The sequence below is a fragment of the Ralstonia sp. TCR112 genome, assembly GCF_007997035.1.
Taxonomy (GTDB): domain Bacteria; phylum Pseudomonadota; class Gammaproteobacteria; order Burkholderiales; family Burkholderiaceae; genus Ralstonia; species Ralstonia edaphi.
On sequence record NZ_VOSS01000010.1, the window covers coordinates 38,429 to 63,718 of the forward strand.

Genomic DNA, 25,290 nt, shown 5'->3' on the forward strand with positions numbered 1-25,290 from the left:
GTTTGGCGGCGCGTTGGCTACAATTCGACCGATATCCGGCATCACCGCTTACGGAGAACCGTTTGATCACCTGCCGTACACCGCAGCTCGAGGTACGCGTTGTCGATGGACGTTCCGTCGCCTTTCTCTCCGGCGACTGGACCACGCTTGCCTTGGCCGAACGCGCCGGCGTGCGCGGCGCGCGCCAGCAGATCCGCGCCGGGCTGGACAAAGCCAACGCGTGGTGCCTGACTGAAGTCGGCCGGATCGACCACTTTGGCGCGCAACTGCTCTGGCGCGCGTGGGGCAACCAGTGGCCCGAACACCTGGACGCCCGGCCCGACCAGCGTCGCATGCTCGATCGCGTTGCCAAGCTCGACCCGGGCGGCTGGAAGCAGCGCCTTGCCCCGCGCATGAACCCCGTGGCGATCCTGGGCGAAGGCATGCTCGATTTCTTCGATCACGCGCGCGACGGCATCGCCATGGTCGGCCAGCTGGTGTTCGACTTCGGCAGGTTCCTGCGTGCGCCGCATCGCGGGCCCTGGCGCGAGATCTCCGCGAACATCTACAGCACGGGTTACAAGGCGCTGGGCATCACGGCGCTGGTGGGCTTCCTGATCGGCATCGTGCTGAGCTACCTGTCGGCCAACCAGCTGCGCGTATTCGGGGCCAGCATCTTCATCGTCAACATTTTGGGGATGGCCATCATCCGCGAGCTGGGGCCGGTGCTGGCGGCGATTCTGGTGGCCGGGCGTTCGGGCTCGGCCATCACGGCGCAGATCGGCGTGATGCGGGTGACCGAAGAGCTGGACGCGATGCGCGTGATGGGCATCTCGCACGGCTTCCGGCTGATCCTGCCCAAGGTGATTGCGCTGGCGATTGCCATGCCGCTGCTTGTGGCCTGGACCGATCTGCTCGCGCTGGCGGGCGGCATTCTGGCGGCCAAGTTCCAACTCGATATCAGCCCGACGTATTTCATCACTTCGTTGCCCGATGCGGTGCCGGTGGCCAACCTGTGGCTCGGCATCGGCAAGGGCGTGGTGTTCGGCATGCTGATCGCGCTGGTGGCGTGCCACTTCGGCTTGCGCATCCAGCCCAATACGCAGAGCCTGGGCGAAGGCACGACCACGTCGGTGGTGGTGTCGATCACCATCGTCATCCTGGCAGACGCGGTGTTCGCCATCCTCTTCAAGGACGTCGGGATATGACGCGGCCCCGCCATCCTCACATCGAGCACGCAGCGGCGCCGACGGCAATCACGCCCGCGCGCGAACGCGTGATTGAAGTGCGCAACGTCACCAAGCGCTACGGCAAGGTGACCGTGCTCGACAACATCGATCTGGACGTGTTTCGCGGCGAGGTGCTTTCCATCGTCGGCGGTTCGGGCAGCGGCAAGACGACGTTGCTGCGCCAGGTGGTGGGGCTGGAGAAACCCACCTCGGGCACGATCCACATCTTTGGCGAAGAGCTGACCTGCCAGGTCGGCAACGATCTGCAGTCGATGCGCAACCGCTGGGGCATGCAGTTCCAGCATGGCGCGCTGTTCTCGGCGTTGTCCGTGATCGACAACGTGGCGTTGCCGATGCGCGAGTTGCGCACGCTGCCCGATGCGTTCATCCAGCGCGTGGCGATGCTGAAGCTGCAGATGGTCGGGCTCAAATCCACCGATGCCGACAAGATGCCGTCGGACCTGTCGGGCGGGATGATCAAGCGCGTGGCGCTGGCGCGGGCGTTGTCGCTGGAGCCCGAGCTGGTGTTTCTGGACGAGCCGACGGCCGGGCTGGATCCGCGCGCGTCGGACGATTACGTCGCGCTTATCCGCGAGTTGCGCCAGGAACTGGGCTTGACCGTGGTGATGGTGACGCACGATCTCGACACGCTGGTGGCACTGTCCGACCGCATTGCCGTGCTGGCGGATCGCAAGGTGCTGGCGGCCAAGCCGCTGGACCAGATCATTCAGATCGATCATCCGTTCATCAAGGAATACTTCCTCGGTGAACGGGGCAAACGGGCCCTCATGGCGCTGGGCCCGCAGATGACGGAGGCGGTGGCTGCAGCCTCGCTTTCGACGCAGGAGGATTGATGGAAAACAAGGCCCACGCATTCCTGGCCGGGCTGTTCACGATCGGGCTGGTCATCTTCATCGGCCTGGCCGTCATGTGGTTCAACCGCGACCAGACGGTGCGCTTGCCGTACGACGTCGTCACGCGTTCGACCGTCAACGGGCTCAACCCGCAGGCTTCTGTGAAGTACCGCGGGCTGGACGTCGGCAAGGTCGACAGCATCCGCTTTGACGACAAGGTGCCGGGGCAGATCGTCGTGCGCGTGCTGGTCGACAAGGATGCGCCCATCACCACCACCACGTACGGCCGACTGGCCTATCAGGGTGTGACGGGTCTCGCCTATGTTCAGCTGGACGATCGCGGCTTCGACAACAGCCAGCGCGCGCCTAACCCGACGCACCTCGCTACATCAGACAAGAACCCCGCGCGCATCCGCATGGAAGCCGGCTTCCTCGACGAGTTGGACAAGCGCGGCGACCAGATGCTTTCCAAGCTCGATCAGACGCTCAGCTCGCTGTCGATCATGTTTGACGACGAGCATCGCCAGCAGGTCACCGCGTCGCTGCAATCGTTCCAGAAGACGATGGACGCCTACAGCACGCTCGCGCAGCAGGCTGAACCGACCATGCGCCGCCTGCCGCAGATTGCCGACAACCTCGATTCCACGCTGGTGGCCACGCGCAAGCTCACGCAGTCGCTGTCGGATCCGAAGGGGCCGTTGATGACGACGCTTTCCGGTGCCGGCACGGATCTGACGGCGGCAACGCAGTCGATGCAATCCGCCGCCAATGTGCTGACGTACGAAACGCTGCCGCAGCTCAACGGCTTTGCGCGTGAGGCCCGCCAGGCCGTGCGCGGCTTCGATCATGCCGTGACCGACTTCAACGCCCGGCCGCAAAGCGTGCTGTTTGGCCCCGCACCCGGCGCGCCTGGCCCCGGTGAAACGGGCTTTACCGCACCCGCCGCCCGCGCTTCGGCCCAGCCCTGAGGAGAATCCATGCCGATGTTGTCTGCTGTGTTCCGCCGCGCGCACGCGCTGCCTGCGCTGATGGCGCTGTCGCTCCTGGCAGCCTGCTCCAGCGCGCCCGTGGCGCCCGCTGCCCTGTATGACTTTGGCCTTGCGCCTGCCGCAAGCGCTGGCGCGCGCCTGCCCACCGCCCTGCGCGTGGCCGACGTGGCCGGCCCGGGCTGGATGGACGGCAACGCCATCTATTACCGCCTTGCGTATGCGCAAAGCCAGCGCACCGACGTCTACGCCAACAGCCGTTGGGTGGAATCGCCGGTCAACCTGTTCGATGCGCGTCTGCGCAACGCGGCGCGCGCGCGGCCAAGTGGTGGGCTATCCCACGCCCGATGTGCCGAGCTTGCGCGTCGAGCTGGTCGACTTCTCACAGGTGTTCGACAGGCCCGAAGCCAGCCGCGGCGTGGTGCGGTTGCGGGCGACGGTGTCGCTCGCGCGCGGCGTGATCGATCAGCGTGTGGTGCAGGCCGATGCCCCGGCGCCCAGCCCTGATGCAGCGGGTGGTGTGGCGGCACTGACGCAGGCGTCGGACAAGGCCATCGGCGAGGTGCTGGACTGGGTGGCCGGCTTGCCGCTGGCGGCGTCGACCTCTGCCGGGCCCGCAACGCCGGGGGCGGCATTCGGTACGCGCCGGCGTTGATCTCCCGACCTCTCAACCGGATGGAGGAACCATCCGTGATGCGCGGCATCGGACGCTATCATGGGCGGCTTCTTCCGGGCACGTCCGCCCCTCCTTTTCGATTGCAGCTTCTCCGGTGACGGACTTCCACTCGCAACCCGCCGCGCCCACCTCGCATCGTCACTCGCCGCTTGCGCGCGCCGGGCTGGGGTGGTTCGTGCTGCTGGTTGTCTACGCAAGCCTGTATCCGTTTGCGGGCTGGACAGACACCGGCGTGTCGCCGTTTGCCTTCCTCAGCGCACCGCTGCCGCGCTACAACACCGGCTTCGACCTGCTCACCAACGTGTGGGGCTACATGCCGCTGGGCATGCTGACGGTGCTGGCGCTGCATCCGCGCATCACGGGGTGGCGCGCGGTGTTGCTGTCGCTGCTGGCGGGGCTGCTGCTTTCCGGCGCGATGGAAGCGATCCAGACCTATCTGCCCACGCGCGTGTCGTCCAATGTCGACCTGGCGACGAACACGCTGGGCGCCTTGCTCGGCGGCATCGTCATGCTGCCGTTTTCAGCGCGGCTCATCGACCGGGGCGGGTTGCGCCGTCTGCGCCGCCGCTGGTTCGAGCCGCATGCGACCTTTGCAATCCTGCTGATGCTGGTGTGGCCGTTCGCGCAGATCTTTCCGCAGGAATTCCTCTTCAGCATGGGCGGGGTGATCCGCAGCATCCTGCTCGATCCATCGCCGGATGCGTTTGTGGTCAACCTCGTCAACGGCTGGTTTCCGGAGCTGTTCGACTGGCAGGACAAGCTGACGGCGCACCCGGAAGCACTGCAGCGCCAGGAACTGCTCGAAGCGCTCATCACGGCTTGCAGCTGGATCGGCACCGGGTTGCTGGCCAGCGTGGCCATGCGCCGCGGCGCGCCGATGCTGCGCCTGCTGGCTGCGCTGCTGGCCGGGGCGCTGCTGGTGAAGGCGGGGGCGACGGTGCTGCAGTTTCCGCTGGGCGGCGCGTGGGATTGGCTTTCGTCCGGCGCGCGTTTTGGGTTGGTCGTCGGCTCGCTGGTGCTGGTGCTGCTGGTGCGGCTGCCGCGCTGGCTGCGTGGTGCGCTGGCCATGGCCCTGCTGATCGCGCTGATCATCCTGTCCAACGTGCTGCCGCCGAGCCCGTATTCGTGGGTGTCGGCGCAGAGCTGGCGGCTTGGGCGCTTCGTCCATTTCAACAGCCTGTCGCAATGGATCGGCTGGTTGTGGCCGTTTCTCGGCCTGGGCTATCTGGCCTGGCGCGCCGAGCAGACACAGCTGCAGCGGCGCGCCGGACGTCAGGCGCGTTGAGCGTGCGCCGCAGCCGATGCAGCACGCGGTGACGCTGCGCGGCGTACCGCAATCAGCGCCAGCAGTGCCGCAAGGTACATCGCCGCCATGGCGACAAAACCCGCGCGCCACCCGAACAGGCCCGTCGACAGCGCGGCCACGCCCAGGCCGATAAGCGCGCCACCCTTGGCTGCGCTGCTGCACAATCCCAACGCAAAACCTTGACGATCTTCCGGACTCGTCTCAGCGACCAGGCTGTTGAGGACCGGCAGCAGGCCGCCCAGGCACAGGCCCCAGGCCAGGCGTGCGGCGATGAAGCCGGCTTCCCCTTGCGCAACGCCTTGCCAGAGCGCGGTGACGCCGCAGACCGCCGTCAATGCGCACACGCGCCCCAGCGTGACATGCACGGGCAGTCCCGCAAACCGCTTTGCCCACCAGCGCGCAGACAGCGCCAGCGTCGCGGCCGTGGCGCTGTAGGCGAGACCGGCCAGCATCACCGAGCCATGCAGCGTCTCGGTGATGTACGGCGCGAGAAAGCCCTGCGGCATGACGCGCGCCGCCTGCACGGCGACCATGCCGAGCAGCAAGCCGACCACCAGGCCGCCCAACGGGGCATGCCGTGCTTGCGACGTCTCGGCGGCTCGTTTTGCTGTGTTGCGCGGAGCGGGGGCAATCCCTGGCAAGCAGAACATCGCCAGCGGAATGCACGCCAGGATGACGAGCGCGCCTGCCGTGTTCGCCATCCGGAAACCCATCCACGCGACGAGCCACGCACCAACCGGCGGCGCCATGAAGCTGCCGCATGCCGTGACGGTTTGCAGATCGGCGAAGACGCGGCGGCGCATGTCAGGCGGCGCCACGCGCATCGCATAGATTTGCGCGGCCGCCAGGAAGCCCGCCAGCCCGCCTTGGACCGTACGCGCCAACAGCACGCTGGCCGCCGAGTCTGCATAGACGGACCACAGCTGTGACGCCGCCAGCGCGACCAGCGCCCGCAGGATCATCGGCTTGGGTCCGACACGGTCGGCGAGGCGCCCCCACCATGGCGCGGTGACGAGCGTGGCCGCCATCGGTGCAAAGTAGGCTGCACTGGCCACCCACGCGAACGGCACCGCCGGCAACGGCGTCAGTTCACGCAGAAACAGCGGCCAGAACGGGCCCGTCATCTCCATGGCGCCCATCGAAAGGGCCTGGATGACAAGGAGCCACCGGATGGCGCTGCGCCACGTGTGGACGGGCGTTGCCGGGCTCATGCTCGGTCCGCTGCGCGCAGCGGGTTGGGCAGCGCGGCGTGCATGTCGTCGGACTGGTCGCGCAGACGCATGCGGACAAACGTCTTGAACGTCCACGGCGCTTCCAGCAGCGCGTGGCGCTCGTGCGACCACGTGTCGGCATCCACGGTGGTGCGATTTGCCTCGAACACGGCGTGCATGGCATCACGCCATTGGCGCAGCCCGGCCGTGCTGCCGTGGTCGGGAAACAGCCCCAGCGCCAGTTCACCGATATGGCACAGCAGGAACGCGTGGATCAGCTTCTTGCGCGGAATGTCCCGATCGGGATACGTGGTGTGGCCGGCGCGGAACGGCGTGATCGAGAAGCCTTGTGCCTGCAGCGTTGGCAACGCGATCTTCACGTCGCCAAAGTCGCGCACCACCAGCCGCACCGGCATGCCGGCCGCGTCGATGACGACGAAGGTGTTCTGCTGATGCGCCTCCAGCGCAATGCCGTAACGCAGGTAGAGGCCGACGATGGCCGGAATGGCGACGCGCAGGTATGCCTCGAAGAAACGTTCGGCCCGCTCGGCGCGGGTGCCGCCGGCCTGGCGCGCCAGCACGGTATCCAGCAGCATCGGCGCCGCTGCCTGCGTCATGTCGGCGGTGAAGTCCGGCGTGAAGAGCGCGCCGACCGGCAGCAGCCGCTCGTTGCCGGCAATGCGCGTGGTCGGGTTGTCACGCACGATCATCGAGAGATGGCGCGCGCGCTCATCGTCCGTGCCGGCCAAGTGGATGCCGTGGCGTTCCGGCACGATTGACAGGACGCTTGCCAACGCGGCGTCGTTCGCGAGGATGCGTTCGAGCAGCGCGCTCACGCGCGGGCCCATCACGGCCGATTTGGGCGACACGGTGCGCTCGACGCTCGTCAGCCGCATGCTCACGGGCAGCTTGAGCATGGGGCGCCCGGCGCGTCCGTGGCGGCCACCGTGCGGAATGACATCGTTGGCCGGGCGGCGATGCTGATGTCCGGCAGGCGGATCAGTTCGCCCGCGGCAAATTCGGTGGCGAAGGTCTCGCCGAGTGTCGTGTCGCGCTGCCAAGGGTGGACGGGCAGCGGCAGCCACGCTTCGGGTGCGAGCTGGCGTGCCAGCAGGGCTTTGCGAAACGCCGCCATGGCGTCGGGGAAGGTCACCGCGAACCAGTCGGCGTAGGGCTGCACACCGTCCATCGCCGTGATCTGCAGACGATGCGCCGCCACGGCCACCAGGCCGAGCGGCACCTGTGCCTCGAATTCGGGGGAGAGCGCGATGACCTGCTCAGGCGCGAGGCCCAGCCGCGTCTTGTAGGCCGGATGCCACGGGTGGCCGCCGGTGCCCCATTGCTCGGTACGCGCCAGGGCGTGCGGCGTGCCGTCGCCGCAGAGCAAGGCCAACGCGTCTTGCGACGCCGCGGCGCGGTGCTCGGCAGCCAGACGCTCGCCCCAGGCGAGCCGATAGGCTTGGCACAGCGTGTCGTTGTCCTGGCTGTTGTCCAGTTCCGTCGCAAGGCGGGCAATGGCGGCGAGGCGAGGGGCGTCGGCGGCATCGCCCATGTCGAGCATGGGCGTGAGCCAGTGGAGCAGGGCGGAGGGGCGCTCGATGGCCATGGGCGGGCGATCGTGCGCCAGGACAGCGACGTCGCCCGTCAGCGTCCAGCTACCGAGCGCGCCCGGCCGCAAGCCGGTGAAGCGCAACAGCACGCGCTGCTGCCAGATCGGCAGCAAGGTCACATCGGCGCGCGTATCGGCGATGAGTTGGTCTGCGCTGAGCAGCGCTTCACGAAACAGCGCCTGCAGCAGGCGCGACAGCACCCGGCGGCGTGCCAACTGCTGCGCTGCCGACCAATGTTCGGGCTGCACGCCGGCGTCGCGCAGCGCGGGAATGGATTCAAGACGGAGGTTGCCGGCCGCGGCGGCAGCAGATGCGGTTTCGGTGTGGGCGGCGGTATCAGATCGACGTTGCACGAGGGCTCCTACGGGACATGAGCGTGTGCAGGCGAGCGGGGCTCGGCCCTGCAGCACAGGGGGTCCAGATGTAGGGGCCGCGTCAGAGGCAGGCGGGAATGCAAGGCTCCTGTGAGGAAGCTGCAAGCGCGGGTCGTTCTTCTAGGTATGTACGCAATGCGAGCAGCGGGTCTGCTGCGAAGGCGCCATTTGGTGCGCTGCAGTGTAGATGAGAATTATTCGCACTTGCAACACTATTCCATCAATCTATGGATCGCGCGTGACGGAGTCGGCGCGTGGCGTCTTCACGTAACCGACATGAATCCTTTCTACCTTAGCGCGTGGTGAGCAAACGCTGCGCGCTGCACAGTCCGGCTTGCTGAAGTCATCAGGAGGTCATCTGTGTTTGCGACCGAAAAGCCGCGCCGCCCTGTCTGCGTCGTCGCCTGAGGCCGTTGTCTCGCGACACGGCTTGGCGTCAGCGCTCGCCGATACCGTCGATTGACTTGCTCACTGCGTGCAATCAGTCGCCGCCCCGTGTTGTCCCCCCCCCCACTCCCCCCAACCCCAAAACACTCAGACATCAGGACGAAAACATGACCTCCAACAGTCGCCGTGGTTTTCTCCGTTCCGCTGCCCAGTTGGCTGCTGCTTCCGCAGCCATGGGCGCGGTGCCCGAAGGCATTCGCCAGGCGCTGGCGATTCCCGCCCATAACACGCACCGCACGATCGAAGACGTGCAGCACATCGTGATCCTCATGCAGGAAAACCGCTCGTTCGACCATTACTTCGGCACGCTGCGTGGCGTGCGCGGGTATGGCGATACGCGCACCGTCACGCTGCCGACCGGCAAGAGCGTGTGGCATCAGCCGATGGCCGGTGGCGTGGGCGAAGTGCTGCCGTTCCGCCCGAGCGCGCCCGATCTGGGCCTGCAGTTCCTGCAAGACCTGCCGCACGGCTGGAACGACACGCACCTTGCCGTCAACGGCGGCCGTTACGATGGCTGGGTCCCGCACAAGGGCACCACGACGATGGCGTACCTGACGCGCCAGGACATTCCGTTCCACTATGCGCTGGCCGACGCCTTCACCATCTGCGACGCCTATCACTGCGCGACGCCTACGTCGACCGACCCGAACCGCTACTACATGTGGACCGGCTATGTCGGCAACGACAACGTCGGCGGCGGCCCCGTGATCGACAACGCAGAAGCGGGCTACGGCTGGTCGACGTATCCGGAGGTGCTCGAAGCCGCCGGCATCTCGTGGAAGATCTACCAGGACATCGGCACGGGCCTGGACGCCGCGGGCTCCTGGGGCTGGACGAGCGACGCCTACATCGGCAACTACGGCGACAACTCGCTGCTGTACTTCAAGCAATACCAGAACGCACAGCCCGGTAGCCCGCTGTACGACAAGGCGCGCACCGGCACCAATGCAGTAGCCGGCGACGGCTACTTCGACATCCTCAAGCGCGACGTGCAGAACGGCACGCTGCCGCAGGTGTCGTGGATTGCCGCGCCGGAAGCGTTCTCCGAGCATCCGAACTGGCCGGCCAACTACGGTGCCTGGTACATCGATCAAGTCTTGCAGGTCCTGACCTCCAACCCCGAGGTGTGGAGCAAGACCGCGGTGTTCATCACCTACGACGAAAACGACGGTTTCTTCGACCACCTCGTCCCGCCGTTTGCATCGTCGGGCAGCAATGGCCTGTCGACGGTCGACACCACGGGCGAATACTTTCAGGGCAACAGCACGTACGGCGCCGGCAGCTACGGCCTGGGCCAGCGCGTGCCGATGCTGGTGGTGTCGCCGTGGTCCAAGGGCGGCTTCGTGTGCTCGGAAACGTTCGACCACACGTCGATCATCCGTTTCATCGAGCAGCGCTTCAAGCGCACGCACAACGTGCGCTCGCCCAACATCTCGAAGTGGCGTCGCGCCGTGTGCGGCGATCTGACGTCGGCGTTCAACTTCGCCACGCCCAACGAGGTGGTGCCCGCGCTGCCGAGCACCGCCGCCTACGTGCCGAAAGACAAGCTGCGCCACGCCAGCTACGTGCCGCTGCCCCCGCTGGTGCAGGCCGTGCCGAAGCAGGAAGCCGGCGTGCGCCCATCGCGTGCGCTGCCGTACGAACTGTTTGTGCGCGGCCGCCAGGACGAAGCCGCCGGCAAGTTCCAACTGGAATTCGTGAACACCGGGGACGTGGGTGCCGCCTTCCTCGTCTACACCGCCGGCAGCACGGACGCACCGCGCACCTACACGGTCGAGGCGGGCAAGCGCCTGTCGGACAAGCTGGCCGTCAACGCAGGCGGCGCGTATGACTTCACCGTGCACGGCCCGAACGGCTTCCTGCGCCGCTTTGTCGGCAAGCTCAGGCTGTCGGGCCTGCTGCGTCCGCATGGCCGTGCGCTGGAAGTGAAGGAAGGCTACGACGTGGCCAACGGCAACCTGCAACTGCGTCTCATCAACCGCGGCCGCGCGCCTACCGTCTTCACCATCAAGAGCGCCTACACGGGCGAGAGCGTGCAACGCGAAGTGCGCGGCGGTGACGATGCGGCGGTGTACCTGGACCTGCGCAGCCAGCACGCCTGGTACGACCTGACCGTCACGGCCAGCAGCGATGCCGGCTTCGAGCGACGCCTTGCCGGCCACGTTGAAACCGGCCGTGTCAGCGCGTCCGATCCGGCGCTGAGCGCATAAGCGACACCCAAGCAAAACGGCCCGCTGGCAAGTCACGCCAGCGGGCCGTTTTTTTCCTTGCGACGCTCAGCGTCAGAGTTGTTTCGTGTACGTGCGTGCCTGATACAGCGCCAGCGCGCTCAGCCCGACGATCACCACGATCGCCAGGACGTCGGCAAACGGATAGCCCCAATACTGCGTCATTGCGTGGTCTCCTTCGATTCGAGGTCGAGCAGGCCGGTGTCGGCCATGCGTTGACGGCCAAACTCGGTGATGGCGTAGCGGAAGTGCACCTTGTTGGTGGCTTCGTCGAGCTGGTCTTCGGGTGTTTGCACCAGGCCTCCGGAGTACAGGTCTGCGAGGATGGCGCGGATGCTGCCCGTCCAGTACTCGTCTTCGGGTTTGCCGTATTCGATGCAGGTGCGATGGGCGATTTCGCTGTCCCACAGCATGTCGCTGCCCGCGAGCAGTTGCAGGATGTAGCCCTTCATGTGCAGTTTCATGCGTGCGTCTCCGTGTTTACAGGTGCCGCGCCGCCGCGGATGACTTCCAGGTTTTCCGCGCTTTCCGACACCATCACGAAGCCGCCAAAGATCACCAGCGCCAAGCCGATCAGGAAGTACCACTCCGGAAACTGCAGCGTGAAGATGGCCGTGAAGAGGGTCGCGAACATTGCGTAGAACGCGCCGAGCGCCTGTCCGCGTCCCACGCCGATCAACGGGAACGACTTGTACCAAGCGACTGCGCAGAATGAGAAGGTGAGGCCGCCCACGATCAGCCACAGCAGCGCCTTGCTGTGCACGATGCCCGAGGCAATCTCCGTCACGGGCACCGGCACATGCACGAACAACGCGATGGCCGGCAGGATGAAGACGACCCAGTAGATGGCCTCGGCGGTGTAGCGGATGGAGACGCCGCAGTCGGGGTCCGTCACGTCCATGGCGCGGCCGACGATCGCGCCTTCCAGGCCCCAGCCGATGGCGGCCATGGCGCCACCGAGATAGCCGATCCACTGATGGCTGCCGCTGTGCGATTCGGCCATCAGTGCCGGCGCGTAGATCGCCACGCCGCCCAGGATGATGATGGCGATGCCCACCGCCGCCCGCGCGCTGATGCGCTCGTTGTACCAAAGCTTGGCCACTGTCGCGCCCACCACCGGATACAGCAGTCCCGCCACGGCCGCAAACACGGCGCCCACATAGCCCATCGCGAGATACGAGCCGAAGTTGGCCATCAGTCCGCCCACGACCGCCGCAATGAAGTACCAGCGGGAGATCTTGCGGAATTGGCCGAGGGTGCGGAAGTAATCCCCCAGCTTGCCGAGCGAGCCGAGCCACACCCACTGGAAGACCGTCACCATGACGCTATGAAACGCCGTGATGACCGCTGCGCAGACGAGGAAGACGCGCGGGTCGGAAAGGTCCATCGCGGCGAAGGGGGATTCATGCCAGACGGCCGTGCCGGGCACGTACCAAGCGCCCCACAGGATGGCGGCCCATAAGGCCCAGCGGTAGCCCCACTGCAGCGTGCGTTGATGATGGGCCGCGCGGGCGGCGGAGGAAGAAGCCAAACCGATCTCCTTGTTCTGTACGCGTCAGACCCAAAAGCCGGGCGTGACGCTTTAGTTACTGGAGGTTGATAAATTAACTATAAGTTTTTTGGAGTCTATGCCGGCCCTCCAGGCATGCCGGAAAAAATCGCAATGGTTGACGGGATTGTCAGAAGTTGACGTCTGCGACGTCGGGGTGTGCCGTGGGCTACGAGGCGCCCGCCTCGGGCACGGTGTCGACCACGGTAATCAGATGCAGCGGTGCGTCCGTAGCCGGATCGCGCGCCAAGGACGTTGTGATCTGCACCGGTACGGCAGAGCCATCTCCGCGTACCAACTGCAGCGATAGCGCATACGTTGGTATCGTGCCGGCGAGCAACTCACCGTACTGGCGCAGGTGGCGGGCCAGGTCGTTGCGGTGTGTGAGGTCGAGCAGCGTGCGTTGCTGCAGCGCCGTTTCCGGTTGGCCCAGCAGCGTGCAAAGCCATGGGTTGGCGCGCAGGCAACGGCCTTCCAGACTGACTTGCGCGATACCGACGGGCACCTGTTCGAACAGCGTCCGCAGTTTGGCCTCGCTGTCGCGGAAGGCGGCTTGGGCTTCCACTTCAGCGGTAATGTCCTGCGCCGCGCCGATCATCGTCGGCGTGGCGGCCGATGGGTCTTGCGCTTCGCCTTCTTCACGAAGATGGCGGTGCGAACCGTCGGGCAGGGTGATGGTGTATTCAACGCGATACGGCTGGCGCGATGCCACGGCGCGGTCCAGCACGGCCTGCACGCGGGCGCGATCGGCGGGAACGATGGCGTCCAGATAGCGCGCCATCGTCACGGGCGTGGATTGCGGCGCCCAGCCGAAGATGCGGTAAGCCTCGTCCGTCCATCGGCAGGCGTCGGTGCCTGGTTCCCAGAGCCAACTCCCGAGGTGGGCGATCTGCTGCGCCTTGGCCAGCAACGCCTCCGAATCGCGCAACGCGGCTTCGGCGGCGTGTCGCTCGGTGGTGTCCAGGCTCAGGCCGATCATCTTGACCGGGCGGTCCTGCGCATCGCGCACGAGCGTTGCGCGCGAGACGATCCAGCGGACCACGTCAGGCGCCGGCGCAATGCGGAATTCATGCTCGTAGACGCCGCCCGCACTCAAATTCTGCGAGACGGCGGCCTGCACACCGGGCACGTCTTCGGGAAGCACGCACTGCCAAAAATCGTCCAGCGTGCGGATCGGCCGGCCAAAGAGGCGCGGGGCATTCGGTGAATACGCCACCGCGTCCGTCAGCAGGTTCCACTCCCACGTGACCACGCCGGAAATCTCCTGCGCGAAGGTCATGCGCGCCTCGCTTTCCATGATCGCGGCGATGTGCTTCTGGCGGCCTTCGCGGGCGCGGGCGTCGGTGGCCAGGCTGGCTTCCAGATCGGCGAGCGCGCGGTCTCCGTAGCGCAGCCACAGCCAATTTACGTTCAGGAAGCGGGCCAACGCGAGCAGGTTGGCGTATTCGATCTCGCCGCCACGCGTCCATTTGTGGACCGCCGACGGGGACACGCCCAGCGCCGCCGCCACTTGCTTGAGCTGGATGCGGCCGCGTGTCAGCACGCCTTTGAGGCGGCCGGCAAAGCTGTCGTCGTCGATGGAGCCGTCGGGCGGCGGAAGTGCTGCGGCGGTCATGGGGCGGATTTACTGGGAGTGATTCTTAACAGTATAGCGCGTTGAAAATAGCGAAAATTTATCGATATACAGAGTCGTTAGGTCATAACGATTGGCGTGACGCAACTAATTTTTTCTAGACTAGTCGAAAATTCTCCAAAGGTAAATAAAAACACCAACAGTGAATTTCTGGGTTGCCACACCAAACGACGTCTGCCAAGACGCTCCGGTGTCGGCATTTCGGGCGCCGTCTCTTTGTGCGCCAGCCATCCACCAGGGGTACTGGATATGACGCAAGCTTCCCTTCCCACCGAATTCCATTCCGCCACGCTGGCGCCCCGTCTTGATCTCTATATCGACGGCCAATGGGTCCAGCCCGAGGGCGGCGTGTACCGCGACATCGTCGATCCCGCCACCGAAAACGTCCTGACGCAGGCGGCCGATGCCTCCGTGGCCGATGTGCAGCGCGCCATTGCCGCCGCCCGCCGCGCGTTTGACGAAGGCCCGTGGCGCAAGACCGGCACCCGCGAGCGCGCCCGCCTGCTCAACCGCATTGCCGACGCCATCGACGCAGACGCCGAGAACCTCGCGACGCTCGAATCGCTCAACACCGGCAAGACCCTCACCGAAAGCCGCTGGGACATGGATGGCATTGCCGCGACGTTCCGTTATTTCGCGGGGTTGGTTGCTACTGAATCCGGTCTCATCAACGAGGCGCCCGACACGGTCATCAGCCGCACGCTGCGCGAGCCGGTGGGCGTATGCGGCCTCATCACGCCGTGGAACTACCCGCTGCTGCAAGCCGCCTGGAAGATCGCACCGGCGCTCGGCGCGGGCAACACCGTCATCGTCAAGCCGAGCAACCTGACGCCGCTGACCACGCATCGCTTTGCGGAACTGCTGATCGAGGTTGGCGTGCCGGCGGGCGTGTTCAACCTTGTCACTGGTGCAGGTGAGGCCGGGGCAGAGCTGTCGCGCAATCTGGACGTGGATCTCGTTTCGTTCACGGGTGGCGCGGTGGCCGGCGCGGCGGTCATGAATGCAGCCGTCGGCAACTTCAAGAAAGTCGCCCTGGAGCTGGGCGGCAAGAACCCGAACATCATCTTCGACGACGCGGATTTCGATACCGCCGTCGACTACGCGGTCAACGCAGCGTTCTTCCACGCGGGGCAAGTGTGCTCGGCTGGATCGCGCCTGATGCTGCAAGACGGCATTCATGACCGGTTTGTCGATGCGATGGTCGAGCGCGTCAAGCGCATCCGTATCGGGAACGGCTTTGCCGAAGGTACGGAGATGGGCCCAGTGCAGTCGGCATTCCAGCGCCAGAAGATCCTCAACATGATCCAGGCCGGCGTGCAGGAAGGTGCCGTGCTGCGCTGTGGCGGCAAGGCGCCTGAAGGCAAGGCGTTCGAGCGCGGCTTCTGGCTGGAGCCCACTGTGCTCGCCAACGTGCGCGACGACATGAAGATCGCCACCGAAGAAATCTTCGGCCCGGCGCTCACCGTTGAACGTTTCTCAACCGAAGAAGAAGCGGTGCGCCGCGCCAACGCCACGCCGTTCGGCTTGGCCGGCGCTGTGTGGACAGCCGATCTGAACCGCGCAAACCGCGTGACACGCGCACTGCGTTTCGGAACCGTGTGGGCCAACGACTATCACCCGTACTTCCCTGAAGCGCCGTGGGGCGGCTACAAGGCCAGCGGCATCGGCCGCGAACTGGGCCGCGGCGGCCTGGACGAGTACACCGAACTGAAGCACAGCTACATCAACCTCGCACCGCAGCCGATGGGCTGGTTCGGCGCCGGTGCTGAGTAAGAACGGAGGGCATGTTTTGACCACAAACACCGTACAGGAGTACGACTACATCATCGTGGGCGCGGGCTCGGCAGGTTGCACGCTGGCTGCGCGCCTGACCGAAGACGCGGACGTGACCGTGCTGCTGCTCGAAGCCGGCGGCCCCGACCACCGCTGGGATTTCCGCACGCAGATGCCGGCGGCGCTGGCGTATCCGCTGCAAGGCACCACGTACAACTGGGCCTACGAAACCGAACCCGAGCCGCACATGAACAATCGCCGCATGGCACAAGGCCGCGGCAAGGGGCTGGGCGGGTCCTCGCTCATCAACGGCATGTGTTTCATTCGTGGCAACGCGATGGACTACGAGCGCTGGGCGAGCGATTTCAACTTGCCCGACTGGGCGTATGCCGACTGCCTGCCGTACTTCCGCAAATCGGAAACGTATGACAAGGGCGCCAACGACTGGCACGGCGATTCCGGCCCGCTGCAGGTCACCACGCCCAAGCACGACAACAGCCTGCTGTTCCACGCCTTTATCGAAGCCGGTGAGCAAGCCGGTATTCCGGCCACGGACGACCTGAACGGCTATCGCCAGGAAGGCCTGGGCCCGATGGATCGCACCGTCACCGCCAAGGGCCGCCGCGCCAGCACATCGCTGTGCTATCTCGACGAGGCGCGCAAGCGGTCCACGCTGACCGTGCTGCCGCGCGTGCTGGCCGATCGCGTGATCTTCGATGGCACGCGTGCGGTCGGCGTCGAGGCGCTGATGGACGGCAACCGCGAAACATGGCGTGCGCGCCGCGAGGTGATCGTCGCCAGCGGCGCCATCGCTTCGCCGCAGTTGCTGCAGCGCTCGGGCGTGGGCAATGCCGACGAGCTGCGCGCCCTGGGCATCCACTCGGTCGCACATCTGCCCGGCGTGGGTGAGAACCTGCAGGACCATCTGGAGATGTACATCCAGTACGAGTGCTTGCGTCCGGTATCGATCTACGAAAACACGCTTTGGTACAACAAGCCGAAGGTCGGGCTGGAGTGGTACATGCACGGCACGGGCCCCGGCGCCAGCAACCACTTCGAGGCGGGCGGGTTCATCCGCAGCGACGACAGCTTCGAATGGCCGAACATCCAGTACCACTTCCTGCCGCTGGCCGTGAACTACGACGGCAGCAACCCGGTGAAGATGCATGGGTTCCAGTGCCACGTGGGCTCGATGCGTTCGCCGTCCACCGGTTACGTGAAGCTGGCCTCGCGCGATCCGCGGGACAAGCCGCGCATCCTCTTCAACTACATGGCGCATGACGTGGATTGGCGCGAATTCCGCGCCGGTGTGCGCATCACGCGCGACATCATCGCGCAGCGTGCGTTCGACCAATACCGCGGTCGCGAGATCAGCCCAGGCCCGAGCGTTCAGACCGACGCCGAAATCGACGCCTTTGTGCGGCAACACGCCGAAACTGCGCTGCATCCGTCCTGCACCTGCAAGATGGGGTCGGCCGACGATCCGATGGCCGTGGTCGACAACGAAGGCCGCGTGCACGGCTTGCAGGGTCTGCGCGTGGTGGATGCGTCGATCATGCCGCGCATCGTCACCGGCAATCTGAACGCGCCGACGATCATGATGGCCGAGAAGATCGCCGACCGGATTCGCGGTGTGGCGCCGCTTGCCCGCTCGGATGCGGCGTTCTATGTGCACGGCAAGTCGCCGCTGCAGGCGCCGGCCAAGCCGCTCGTCGCCGATGAACTGGTGGCGGCCTGATGCGCTGGCGCAAGGTCACCGCAATGCTGGGCGGGGCGGCGGCGTGTGCTGCTGCGCTGCCCGCATTGGCGGACGAGTTGCCGGCGGGCGATGACAGGCGCTGGTCGGCCAACGCATCGGTTGTCTCGCAATACGTGTCGCGCGGCTTGCGCCAGACATGGGGAAAACCTGCGCTCCAAGCGGGCGTCGACTACACATCGCCGAGCGGTTTTTATGCCGGCGTGTGGGGCTCGCAGGTCAGCGACCACGTCATCGCCGGTGCGCATGCCGAGATCGACACCTACCTGGGCTATGCCGCCACCGTCGCGCACGGCGTCGAACTGACCACCGGGCTCTATCGCTACTGGTATCCCGGTGCCCGCTACGACAAGGCCGGTGGCGGCGGCCCCGCCACCGGCTATGACTACACGGAATGGATGGTCGGGGCCGGCTGGCGCGGCGTGTCGGTCAAGTTATGGACGACGCTGTCGAACTACTTCGGCTTCGATGGCAATTCGCTGGCTGACGGCATCGACCGCGGCAGCCGCGGCTCCACTTACGCCGAAGCCAACTGGGCTGTGCCCTTGCCGAACAACTTCACGCTCGGGCTGCACGTCGGCCACGAGCATGTGCGCAACCACAGCGCATTCAGCTTTACCGATTACCGCGTTGAACTCTCGCGACCCATCAACAAGTTCGTGACGCTGTCTGCCGCGTTGACCGGCGCGGACGCATCCGCCTATGCCCACCAACTCTCCACCCGCAACGGCACGGATCGCATGACGCTCGGCCGACGCACCGTCGCCCTCAAGCTGACGGCGACGTACTGAGCGGCGAGCGACGGCGTTTTACCTGCAACCCTTTCTCCACAACCTCTGCTTTCACAGCACACACCATGGCCTCCCTGGGTTTTACCGACGTTGTCGGTCTGGTCGGCGTCGCCGCGTACGTCTCTGCACACTTTGGCGTGCAGGTCCTGCATAAGCCCCCGACCGGTGCATTTGCCGTTCGCCTCAATCTCCTTGGACCGATTTGCATCCTGATTTCGTTGATGGGCGCGTTCAATCTTGCGTCGTTCCTCACCCAGTTCTTCTGGCTGGCGTTGACGCTGATGGGCTGGTGGCGCAACAAGCAGGCGGGGCGGCCAGTGGCCGAGGTTCCAGGCGCACCGCGTCCGGGTCACCCGGCGCAGCAGTAGGTTCGCCGAGCACGACCAAAACCGCGTCCACGTACGCGGTTTTTTTTTTGATTTACTCCACAAATATGAGGCGTGAGCCACTTTATCGGCGTCATGGCCCCCTCGTAATTGTTGATTTCTGGAGAACAGTATTTTCTTGGATTGCATATTTATTCATCAAGGGCAACGATCTATTCTGATCTCAAGCGCAACGAACTGAGCGCAACCGAATATCCAGACAGATCAGGAGCCCATCATGAACACCCGTCTCGCAACCGCTTTCTCCCGCAATACGCTGCTGGCCTTGGTGGCCACGCTTTCCGCTTCCGCAGCGCTGCTGTCGGCCCAGCCGGCCGCTGCCGCTGTGCAAGGTCGCGCCGATCCGTACACGCAAGGCGCTGTCGCCAAGGCTGACCCCTATACGCAGGGTGCTGCCGCCAAGTACGACGTCTATAGCCAAGGTGCGGACCGTCAAGCTGATACCTACGGCTATCTCTCGTGGAAGAACGATCGCTTCGACCCGTACACCCAAGGTGCTGTCGGCAAGGCTGACCCGTACACCGATGGCGCCATCGCCAAGGCCGATCCGTACACCGACGGCGCCGCTGCCAAGTACGACGTCTACACGCAGGGTGCCGATCGCCAGGCGGACACTTACGGCTATCTGTCGTGGAACGGCGATGCGTCGTATCCGAAGGATGCTGCTTCGCGCGCCTGATCGAGCCGCGCCAAATCAAAAGGGCCTTGGGGTAAAACCCAAGGCCCTTTTTGTTTCTGCAGCGTTCCGGCGGTGATCAGACCACGCCGGCTTCGTGTGCCTGCTGATCCGCGTGGTACGAACTGCGCACCATTGCCCCGACCGCAGCGTGCGTGAAGCCCATCTCGTACGCCTTCTCTTCGAACATCTTGAAGGTGTCCGGGTGCACATAGCGCAGCACCGGCAGATGGTGGCCCGACGGCGCCAGATACTGGCCGATGGTCAGCATGTCGATGTCGTGCTCGCGCATGTCGCGCATGACTTCCAGGATTTCCTCATCGGTCTCGCCCAGGCCGACCATCAGGCCGGACTTGGTCGGCACATTCGGGTTGCGGGCCTTGAAGTCCTTCAGCAGCTTCAGCGAGTGCGCGTAGTCCGCACCCGGGCGCGCCTGCTTGTACAGGCGGGGCACCGTTTCGAGGTTGTGGTTCATCACGTCGGGCGGGCATTCCTGGAGGATGTCCAGCGCCTTCTCCAGGCGGCCGCGGAAGTCCGGCACCAGCACTTCGATGCGCGTGGCCGGCGACAGGGCGCGCGTGCGCGAGATGCAATCGACGTAATGCTGGGCGCCGCCGTCACGCAGGTCGTCGCGGTCGACGCTGGTGATGACGACGTAGTTGAGCTTGAGTTCAGCGATCGTCTTGGCCAGGTTTTCCGGCTCGTTCACGTCGAGCGGGTCCGGGCGGCCGTGCCCGACATCGCAGAACGGGCAGCGGCGCGTGCACTTGTCGCCCATGATCATGAACGTGGCCGTGCCCTTGCCGAAGCACTCGCCGATGTTCGGGCAACTGGCTTCTTCGCACACCGTCACGAGGTTGTTGGCGCGCAGGATGTCCTTGATTTCGTAGAAGCGCGAGTTGCCGGTGGCGGCGCGCACGCGAATCCAATCCGGCTTCTTGAGCTTCTCGGCCGGCACGATCTTGATGGGAATGCGTGCAGTCTTGTCGAGCGACTTCTGCTTGGCCGTCGCGTCGTACGGCTTGTTCGACGGGGTGGCAGGGGTGGCGACTTCAGTGGCGCCGGCGGCGGAATCGGTCATCGTGTTCTCCGCACGGGCTTGCGGCTCGTGCATTTCCGGGCGCTATGCGGTAGCGGCCTCGGCGGGGTGCGCTTGCGCGCGTTGCTGCAATTGGGCGACCAGCGCATCGGCCAGGCCGCGGGAAACGGTTTGCCAGTCCTTCGCATCGACGGGGCGTCCGGACGCCTCACGGGCGCCGGCGGTCACCATATCGACGGTTTCCAGGCCGGCATAGCCACACGGGTTGATCTGCGTGAAGGGCGACAGGTCCATCGCCAGGTTCAGGCTCACGCCGTGGTAGCTGCAGCCGTTGCGGATCTTCAGGCCCAGCGCGGCGATCTTGGCGCCAGCATGCGGCCCGCCCGACAGGTAGATGCCGGGGGCGCCAGCCTTGCGTTCGGAGGCGACATTATACGTGGCGAGCGTCTCGATGACGGCCGCCTCGATCGCGTCGACCAGCGCTTTCACGAACAGCCCGCGGCGGCGTAAATCCAGCAAAAGGTAGGCAACGACTTGGCCGGGGCCGTGATAGGTGATCTGGCCGCCACGGTCGACTTTCACCAGCGGGATGTTGCCGGGGGCCAACAGATGTGCCGGGTCGCCGGCCAGGCCGAGCGTGAACACCGGCGGGTGTTCGACCAGCCAGATCGTGTCGGGTGTCTCGGGGCCCCGCTGTGCGGTAAAGGTCTGCATTTCGTCGAAGCAGGCGGCGTAGTCCTGCAGGCCGCGCTCGACGATGTCAATCGGAATCATGCCCGCGAGTGTAGCGCAGGGCCGCCGATGTCGCCGTGCGCCTTTGCCCGCTTCGGTCGCAGGGTCGGGAAAAAAATGCCGGCGCGATGGGAGGCATCGGCGCCGGCATCGGCTTCTGCGGCAGAGGCCGCAAAAGGAGGCTCAAGACAGATTGCGGGCTCACGCAGCCACGACCGGCGTATCGGCGTGCTCGTTCCAGCCCAGCGCGGCCAGCGTGTGGCGCCACCCATTTGCGACGTGCCATGGCTGGCGCGGCATGTGGCCATCGGTGGCTTCTACTGCCAATGCCACGGGGCCAAGGGCTTTCGGGTCCACCGAGACGACGATTTCTTCACCGCGCTTCACGGCAACGCTGCCGCCCGCGTGCAGCCATTCATCGCCGGCTTTGTTCTCGTGTGTGACCCATACGTCGCGCCCATAGGCTTCTTCGACGCGCAGATTCTGGTTGGCCGGCATGCGCAGTGCCATCACTTCGCCGGGTTGCAGAGTGAATACAATTTTTGTTAGTACAGCTTTCATGATCGGCTCCTTCACGGCAGCGGGATGGGGCCTTGCCGTTGAAGGAAGTCTAGGCGCTTGGTTGCCTTGTACCAAACGATATATATTGCGTTTCTTGCTAGCGCAGCTCACATAAAAACCATGCTGCGCTACGAAAATCCGGAGGGAAAGATGACCGAAATCCGCGAACCGATGCGCTTGCCGTCACTTGGCGCGCTCCGGGTGTTCGAAGCGGCGGCCCGCTATGAGAGTTTTTCGCGTGCGGCGACGGAGCTGTTCGTCACCCACGGGGCCGTCAGCCACCAGATGCGCACGCTGGAAGACGAGCTGGGTGTGCCGCTGTTCGAGCGGCGCGGCAAGCGGGTCATGCTCACGCACGCCGGCCGCGCCTATGCCGACCGCGTGCGCGAGGCGCTTGACCAGATCGCGCAGGCCACGCATCAACTGCGCGCCGGCAACCGCGACAACCGTCTGGCCATCAGCACGATGCCGTCGTTTGCGGCGCGCTGGCTGACGCCGCATATCGGCACCTTCATCGAACGCCATCCGGAATTGGAGGTGGAGCTGTTCTCCAGCCCCGCGCTGGTCGACTTTGCGCGCGAAGAGGTGGACGTGGCACTGCGCATGGGTTCGGGCAACTACCCGGGTCTGTACGTGGAGAAGCTGCTCGACGATGTGTTCTTTCCGATCTGCAGCCCGTCGTTCAACGGCGGACGTCTGCCGCGCACGCTGGCCGAGATGGCGAGCATGACCCTGCTGCGCAGCGAGGGCGAGGCATGGAAACCGTGGTTCGATGCGGCCGGCCTGGAGGGGTTTGTGGAGCCGCGCGGCGGGCTGATGTTCCAGGATTCGTCATTGCTGCTGCAAGCGGCGGCAGCGGGGCAGGGTATTGCGCTGATCCGTCCGACGCTGGCCTTCAATGATCTGCTGACCGGTCGCGTGGTGCGCCTGTTCGAGACGACGATCCCGTGCCCATGGAATTACTACTTCGTCTGCCCGCACAGCGCGCTGCAGACGCCCAAGATGCAGGCGTTCCGCACGTGGCTGCTGCCGGAGATTGCTGCGTTCAGGCTGAAGCTGGCCGGGCTGATGAACGACAACGCGGTCTGCCTGGGGCATGTGCCGAAGGGCTGAGACCGGCATCGGGAAAAATGCGCTGACAAAGCAAAACGCCCTGGCATGACCAGGGCGTTTTGCATTCTGCCGGGCGGCGCTGAGCTGCCTTACAGCACGATTTTCACCATCGGATGGCTCGTCAGCGCCTGGTACAGCGCGTCCAGCTGTTCGCGGCTCGTCGCACGCACGATCACCGTCAGGCCCAGGTAGTTGCCGCTGGATGACGGACGCTTTTCCAGGCGTCCTTCGTGGAACTCCGGATCGTGAAGGCGGACGACCTCGACAATGGTCGCGGCAAAGTCGTCATGCATCGGCCCCATCACCTTGATGGGGAAATCGCTCGGGTACTCGATGAGCGACTGTTCAGGCGGAATGTGGCCCGGCGGGGGAGTGTGAGAGGAGGTCATGTCGAAGTAAGTGGGGACGATTACTTCTTTTTAAACCACAGCTTGACCGCGTCGATCGTGCGGCCGATAAAGCCGGCTTCCGGCACCGCTTCCAGTGCCACCACCGGGAACTCCGACACCACGGTCGAGCCATCCATCACCTTGACCGTGCCCAGTTGCTGGCCCTGGGCGATCGGGGCGATCAGCGGGTCCTTGCGCTCCAGCACCGGCTTCAGGCGTGCGCCTGCACCCTTGGGCACGGTGATCCACTTGTCTTCCGCCACACCCAGCTTCACGCTCTTGGCCTGGCCCTTGTACACGTCGGGCGTCTGCAGGGCTTCCTTGGCCTTGTACAGGCGCACGGTATCGAAGAACTGATAGCCGTAGTTCAGGACCTTCAGGCTCTCTTGTGTGCGGATCGCGTCGCTCTTGGTACCGATGATGACCGACAGCAGGCGGCGGTTCGCACCCGGCACATCCGGGAGCGGACGGTTGGCCGATGTGACGAGGCAGTAGCCGGCTGACTTGGTGTGGCCCGTCTTGCCGCCGTCGACGGTCGGATCAAGCCACAGCAGGCGGTTGCGGTTCGACTGCTTGATGTTGTTATAGGTGAAATCCTTCTGCGAGTAGAACTTGTAGTCCTGCGGGAAATCCTTGATCAGCGCCGCGGTCAGGATCGAAAGATCACGTGCGGTGGAGTAGTGATTCGGGTCGGGCAGGCCGGCGGCATTCATGAAGTGCGTGTTCTTCATGCCCAGGCGCTCGGCTTCGCGGTTCATCAGCATCACGAAGTTGGTCTCGGTGCCGCCCACAGCTTCGGCCAGCACGAGGGCCGCATCGTTGCCCGACTGGATGATCAGGCCTTGCGTCAGCTCACGCAGCGAGACGGGCTTGCCGGCTTCCAGGAACATGCGCGATTCGTCGGTCTTGACGGTGCGCACGGTCTCGGTCGGCGTGATCATCTGGTCGTACTTGAGCTTGCCGTCGCGCACGGCTTCGAAGACCAGGTAGGCCGTCATCAGCTTGGTGAGCGACGCGGGCTCGATGCGTTCGTCCATGTTTGCGCCGCCGAGCACCTGGCCGCTGGTCACGTCGGTCAGCATCCATGAGCGGGCCGCGACTTGCGGCGCCGGCACCGGCTGTGCCATGGCGGGCAGCGCGGTGACCAGCACGGCGGCGGCCACGGCGGTTGCGGCGGCGGAATGGAGGGCGGAGGGCGTGAAATGGGCGAAGCGGGTCTGCATGTCGGGTCCTGCGGTCTGCTTGGAATTCAATGGCGCCGCCTGCCAGAAAAAGGGGGGAGGTGCGGCGTCCGGAAAGTCAACGGGTGAGTGTTACGGTTTTGGCGCCCAGGCGCCGGTAATGAGCTGCCGGATCAGATGCAGCTTGCGGTGGAAGAAATGATCGGCGCCGGGGATGACGATCACTGGCAGCTCCTGCGGGCGCGCCCAGTTCAGCACGTCGATCAGCGGCACGGTGTCGTCCTGTTCGCCGTGGATGATGATGGTGTCGGCCGGCACCGGTGCCACATCCCAGCGCGAGGTGGCGGTGCCCACCAGCGCCAGGCGCTCGGCGGGTGTGCCGGCTTCGGTCAGGCGGCGGGCCACCTGCGAGACGACAAAGCTGCCGAACGAGAAACCGCCCAGCGCCAGCGGCAGCGTGGCCACATCGGCGGACCATTCGGTCTGTGTACGCATCCAGTCGAGCACGGCCAGCATGTCGTCCTGCTCGCCGATGCCGTTGTCATGCGTGCCTTCGGTCTTGCCCACACCCCGGAAGTTCAGGCGCACCGTCGCATAGCCGAGGCCGACGAAGGTGCGTGCCAGCGTCTGCGCGACCTTGTTGTCCTTGGTGCCGCCGAACAGCGGATGCGGATGGCCGATCAGCGCCAGGCCGCGCGGTGCGCCGTCCGGCTGGTCGATCGACAGGTCGATCTGCCCGACGGGGCCGGGAATCAGGCGTTCTTCGGTATGAACGTTCATGGAAACTGGAGAAGCAGATGCGGTAAAGCGC

The 25,290-nt window shown here is 65.4% G+C and carries 21 protein-coding genes and 2 pseudogenes; 12 read left to right on the forward strand and 11 right to left on the reverse strand.

Annotated elements, in window-relative coordinates:
- Positions 1-62: 62 nt before the first annotated feature.
- From FUT88_RS04460 to FUT88_RS04485, 5 genes and pseudogenes are all read left to right on the forward strand, one after another.
- A complete protein-coding gene (locus tag FUT88_RS04460; RefSeq protein WP_147213992.1) occupies positions 63-1,187 on the forward strand; it encodes an MlaE family ABC transporter permease in 1,125 nt (374 codons plus the stop codon).
- Positions 1,184-2,062 carry an ABC transporter ATP-binding protein gene (locus FUT88_RS04465; protein ID WP_147213993.1) on the forward strand — a complete coding sequence of 293 codons (879 nt, stop codon included), beginning with the start codon at positions 1,184-1,186 and terminating at the stop codon, positions 2,060-2,062. The genes FUT88_RS04460 and FUT88_RS04465 overlap by 4 nt, the downstream gene beginning before the upstream one ends.
- Positions 2,062-3,030: an MlaD family protein gene (locus FUT88_RS04470; RefSeq protein ID WP_147213994.1), complete on the forward strand. Its 969-nt coding sequence runs from the start codon at positions 2,062-2,064 to the stop codon at positions 3,028-3,030. The genes FUT88_RS04465 and FUT88_RS04470 overlap by 1 nt, the downstream gene beginning before the upstream one ends.
- A 9-nt stretch (positions 3,031-3,039) precedes the next feature.
- A pseudogene (locus tag FUT88_RS27075) lies at positions 3,040-3,703 on the forward strand (ABC-type transport auxiliary lipoprotein family protein).
- A gap of 115 nt (positions 3,704-3,818) precedes the next feature.
- On the forward strand, positions 3,819-5,009 hold the full coding sequence (locus FUT88_RS04485; protein ID WP_186829236.1) for a VanZ family protein: 1,191 nt from the start codon (positions 3,819-3,821) through the stop codon (positions 5,007-5,009).
- Here FUT88_RS04485 and FUT88_RS04490 read toward each other — a convergent pair.
- Both FUT88_RS04490 and FUT88_RS04495 read right to left on the reverse strand, forming a co-directional pair.
- A complete protein-coding gene (locus tag FUT88_RS04490; protein WP_147213998.1) occupies positions 4,997-6,241 on the reverse strand; it encodes a rhizoferrin export MFS transporter in 1,245 nt (414 codons plus the stop codon). The two genes, FUT88_RS04485 and FUT88_RS04490, sit on opposite strands and share 13 nt — an antisense overlap.
- Positions 6,238-8,204: pseudogene (locus FUT88_RS04495) on the reverse strand (NRPS-independent rhizoferrin synthetase). The gene FUT88_RS04490 and the pseudogene FUT88_RS04495 overlap by 4 nt, the downstream one beginning before the upstream one ends.
- 575 nt (positions 8,205-8,779) lie before the next feature.
- On the opposite strand from FUT88_RS04495, the gene FUT88_RS04500 reads away from it, so the two are divergent.
- Complete coding sequence (locus FUT88_RS04500) at positions 8,780-10,882, forward strand: phosphocholine-specific phospholipase C (RefSeq protein WP_147213999.1); 2,103 nt, start codon at positions 8,780-8,782, stop codon at positions 10,880-10,882.
- Between the two features lie 179 nt (positions 10,883-11,061).
- On the opposite strand, the gene FUT88_RS04505 is transcribed toward FUT88_RS04500, so the two are convergent.
- The 3 genes from FUT88_RS04505 to FUT88_RS04515 all read right to left on the reverse strand — a co-directional run bounded on the left by FUT88_RS04505 (position 11,062) and on the right by FUT88_RS04515 (position 14,064).
- The gene (locus tag FUT88_RS04505; protein WP_147214000.1) at positions 11,062-11,364 is read right to left on the reverse strand and encodes a hypothetical protein; all 303 of its coding nucleotides are present in this window, start codon (positions 11,362-11,364) and stop codon (positions 11,062-11,064) included.
- Positions 11,361-12,431 carry a DMT family transporter gene (locus FUT88_RS04510; RefSeq protein WP_147214001.1) on the reverse strand — a complete coding sequence of 357 codons (1,071 nt, stop codon included), beginning with the start codon at positions 12,429-12,431 and terminating at the stop codon, positions 11,361-11,363. The genes FUT88_RS04505 and FUT88_RS04510 overlap by 4 nt, the downstream gene beginning before the upstream one ends.
- Before the next feature lie 187 nt (positions 12,432-12,618).
- Positions 12,619-14,064: a helix-turn-helix domain-containing protein gene (locus FUT88_RS04515; protein WP_147214002.1), complete on the reverse strand. Its 1,446-nt coding sequence runs from the start codon at positions 14,062-14,064 to the stop codon at positions 12,619-12,621.
- 267 nt (positions 14,065-14,331) lie between these two features.
- Here FUT88_RS04515 and FUT88_RS04520 point away from each other — a divergent pair, with 267 nt between their 5' ends.
- The 5 genes from FUT88_RS04520 (at position 14,332) to FUT88_RS04540 (ending at position 19,467) form a co-directional block, all read left to right on the forward strand.
- Positions 14,332-15,855: an aldehyde dehydrogenase family protein gene (locus FUT88_RS04520; protein WP_147214003.1), complete on the forward strand. Its 1,524-nt coding sequence runs from the start codon at positions 14,332-14,334 to the stop codon at positions 15,853-15,855.
- A gap of 16 nt (positions 15,856-15,871) precedes the next feature.
- On the forward strand, positions 15,872-17,593 hold the full coding sequence (gene betA, locus FUT88_RS04525) for a choline dehydrogenase (RefSeq protein WP_147214004.1): 1,722 nt from the start codon (positions 15,872-15,874) through the stop codon (positions 17,591-17,593).
- On the forward strand, positions 17,593-18,402 hold the full coding sequence (locus FUT88_RS04530) for a TorF family putative porin (RefSeq protein ID WP_147214005.1): 810 nt from the start codon (positions 17,593-17,595) through the stop codon (positions 18,400-18,402). The genes betA and FUT88_RS04530 overlap by 1 nt, the downstream gene beginning before the upstream one ends.
- Before the next feature lie 65 nt (positions 18,403-18,467).
- Positions 18,468-18,770: a CBU_0592 family membrane protein gene (locus FUT88_RS04535; RefSeq protein ID WP_027678386.1), complete on the forward strand. Its 303-nt coding sequence runs from the start codon at positions 18,468-18,470 to the stop codon at positions 18,768-18,770.
- A 235-nt stretch (positions 18,771-19,005) separates the two neighbouring features.
- The gene (locus tag FUT88_RS04540) at positions 19,006-19,467 is read left to right on the forward strand and encodes a hypothetical protein (protein ID WP_147214006.1); all 462 of its coding nucleotides are present in this window, start codon (positions 19,006-19,008) and stop codon (positions 19,465-19,467) included.
- Positions 19,468-19,543: 76 nt separating this feature from the next.
- Here FUT88_RS04540 and lipA read toward each other — a convergent pair whose 3' ends face one another.
- The 3 genes from lipA to FUT88_RS04555 form a co-directional block, all read right to left on the reverse strand.
- Positions 19,544-20,545 (reverse strand): lipoyl synthase, encoded by a 1,002-nt coding sequence (lipA, locus tag FUT88_RS04545; protein ID WP_004633801.1) that lies wholly within the window; start codon positions 20,543-20,545, stop codon positions 19,544-19,546.
- 42 nt (positions 20,546-20,587) lie between these two features.
- Positions 20,588-21,277 carry a lipoyl(octanoyl) transferase LipB gene (lipB, locus tag FUT88_RS04550; protein WP_147214007.1) on the reverse strand — a complete coding sequence of 230 codons (690 nt, stop codon included), beginning with the start codon at positions 21,275-21,277 and terminating at the stop codon, positions 20,588-20,590.
- 159 nt (positions 21,278-21,436) lie between these two features.
- Entirely contained in the window at positions 21,437-21,796 is a 360-nt protein-coding gene (locus tag FUT88_RS04555) for a DUF2917 domain-containing protein (RefSeq protein ID WP_147214024.1), read from the reverse strand.
- A 150-nt stretch (positions 21,797-21,946) separates the two neighbouring features.
- Between FUT88_RS04555 and FUT88_RS04560 the strand changes: the two genes are divergently transcribed.
- Positions 21,947-22,909, forward strand: a complete 963-nt coding sequence (locus FUT88_RS04560) for a transcriptional regulator GcvA (RefSeq protein ID WP_147214008.1) — start codon at positions 21,947-21,949, stop codon at positions 22,907-22,909.
- A gap of 89 nt (positions 22,910-22,998) precedes the next feature.
- Here the strand turns inward: FUT88_RS04560 and FUT88_RS04565 are convergent, their stop codons facing one another.
- The 3 genes from FUT88_RS04565 to FUT88_RS04575 all read right to left on the reverse strand — a co-directional run bounded on the left by FUT88_RS04565 (position 22,999) and on the right by FUT88_RS04575 (position 25,259).
- Complete coding sequence (locus FUT88_RS04565; protein ID WP_004633811.1) at positions 22,999-23,298, reverse strand: YbeD family protein; 300 nt, start codon at positions 23,296-23,298, stop codon at positions 22,999-23,001.
- A 20-nt stretch (positions 23,299-23,318) separates the two neighbouring features.
- Positions 23,319-24,521, reverse strand: coding sequence for a D-alanyl-D-alanine carboxypeptidase family protein (locus FUT88_RS04570; protein ID WP_147214009.1), 1,203 nt, complete (start codon positions 24,519-24,521; stop codon positions 23,319-23,321).
- Positions 24,522-24,611: 90 nt separating this feature from the next.
- Positions 24,612-25,259 carry an alpha/beta hydrolase gene (locus tag FUT88_RS04575; protein WP_147214010.1) on the reverse strand — a complete coding sequence of 216 codons (648 nt, stop codon included), beginning with the start codon at positions 25,257-25,259 and terminating at the stop codon, positions 24,612-24,614.
- Positions 25,260-25,290 lie beyond the last annotated feature (31 nt).

What these genes read in the sequence shown, in the direction of transcription:
- lipA (WP_004633801.1), bottom strand. Translation starts at nt 20,545, where the DNA reads ATGACCGATTCCGCCGCCGGCGCCACTGAAGTCGCCACCCCTGCCACC.
- FUT88_RS04470 (WP_147213994.1), top strand. Translation starts at nt 2,062, where the DNA reads ATGGAAAACAAGGCCCACGCATTCCTGGCCGGGCTGTTCACGATCGGG.
- lipB (WP_147214007.1), bottom strand. Translation starts at nt 21,277, where the DNA reads ATGATTCCGATTGACATCGTCGAGCGCGGCCTGCAGGACTACGCCGCC.
- FUT88_RS04575 (WP_147214010.1), bottom strand. Translation starts at nt 25,259, where the DNA reads ATGAACGTTCATACCGAAGAACGCCTGATTCCCGGCCCCGTCGGGCAG.
- FUT88_RS04500 (WP_147213999.1), top strand. Translation starts at nt 8,780, where the DNA reads ATGACCTCCAACAGTCGCCGTGGTTTTCTCCGTTCCGCTGCCCAGTTG.
- FUT88_RS04560 (WP_147214008.1), top strand. Translation starts at nt 21,947, where the DNA reads ATGACCGAAATCCGCGAACCGATGCGCTTGCCGTCACTTGGCGCGCTC.
- FUT88_RS04490 (WP_147213998.1), bottom strand. Translation starts at nt 6,241, where the DNA reads ATGAGCCCGGCAACGCCCGTCCACACGTGGCGCAGCGCCATCCGGTGG.
- FUT88_RS04535 (WP_027678386.1), top strand. Translation starts at nt 18,468, where the DNA reads ATGGCCTCCCTGGGTTTTACCGACGTTGTCGGTCTGGTCGGCGTCGCC.
- FUT88_RS04465 (WP_147213993.1), top strand. Translation starts at nt 1,184, where the DNA reads ATGACGCGGCCCCGCCATCCTCACATCGAGCACGCAGCGGCGCCGACG.
- FUT88_RS04505 (WP_147214000.1), bottom strand. Translation starts at nt 11,364, where the DNA reads ATGAAACTGCACATGAAGGGCTACATCCTGCAACTGCTCGCGGGCAGC.
- FUT88_RS04530 (WP_147214005.1), top strand. Translation starts at nt 17,593, where the DNA reads ATGCGCTGGCGCAAGGTCACCGCAATGCTGGGCGGGGCGGCGGCGTGT.
- FUT88_RS04515 (WP_147214002.1), bottom strand. Translation starts at nt 14,064, where the DNA reads ATGACCGCCGCAGCACTTCCGCCGCCCGACGGCTCCATCGACGACGAC.
- FUT88_RS04540 (WP_147214006.1), top strand. Translation starts at nt 19,006, where the DNA reads ATGAACACCCGTCTCGCAACCGCTTTCTCCCGCAATACGCTGCTGGCC.
- FUT88_RS04555 (WP_147214024.1), bottom strand. Translation starts at nt 21,796, where the DNA reads ATGAAAGCTGTACTAACAAAAATTGTATTCACTCTGCAACCCGGCGAA.
- FUT88_RS04520 (WP_147214003.1), top strand. Translation starts at nt 14,332, where the DNA reads ATGACGCAAGCTTCCCTTCCCACCGAATTCCATTCCGCCACGCTGGCG.
- FUT88_RS04570 (WP_147214009.1), bottom strand. Translation starts at nt 24,521, where the DNA reads ATGCAGACCCGCTTCGCCCATTTCACGCCCTCCGCCCTCCATTCCGCC.
- FUT88_RS04565 (WP_004633811.1), bottom strand. Translation starts at nt 23,298, where the DNA reads ATGACCTCCTCTCACACTCCCCCGCCGGGCCACATTCCGCCTGAACAG.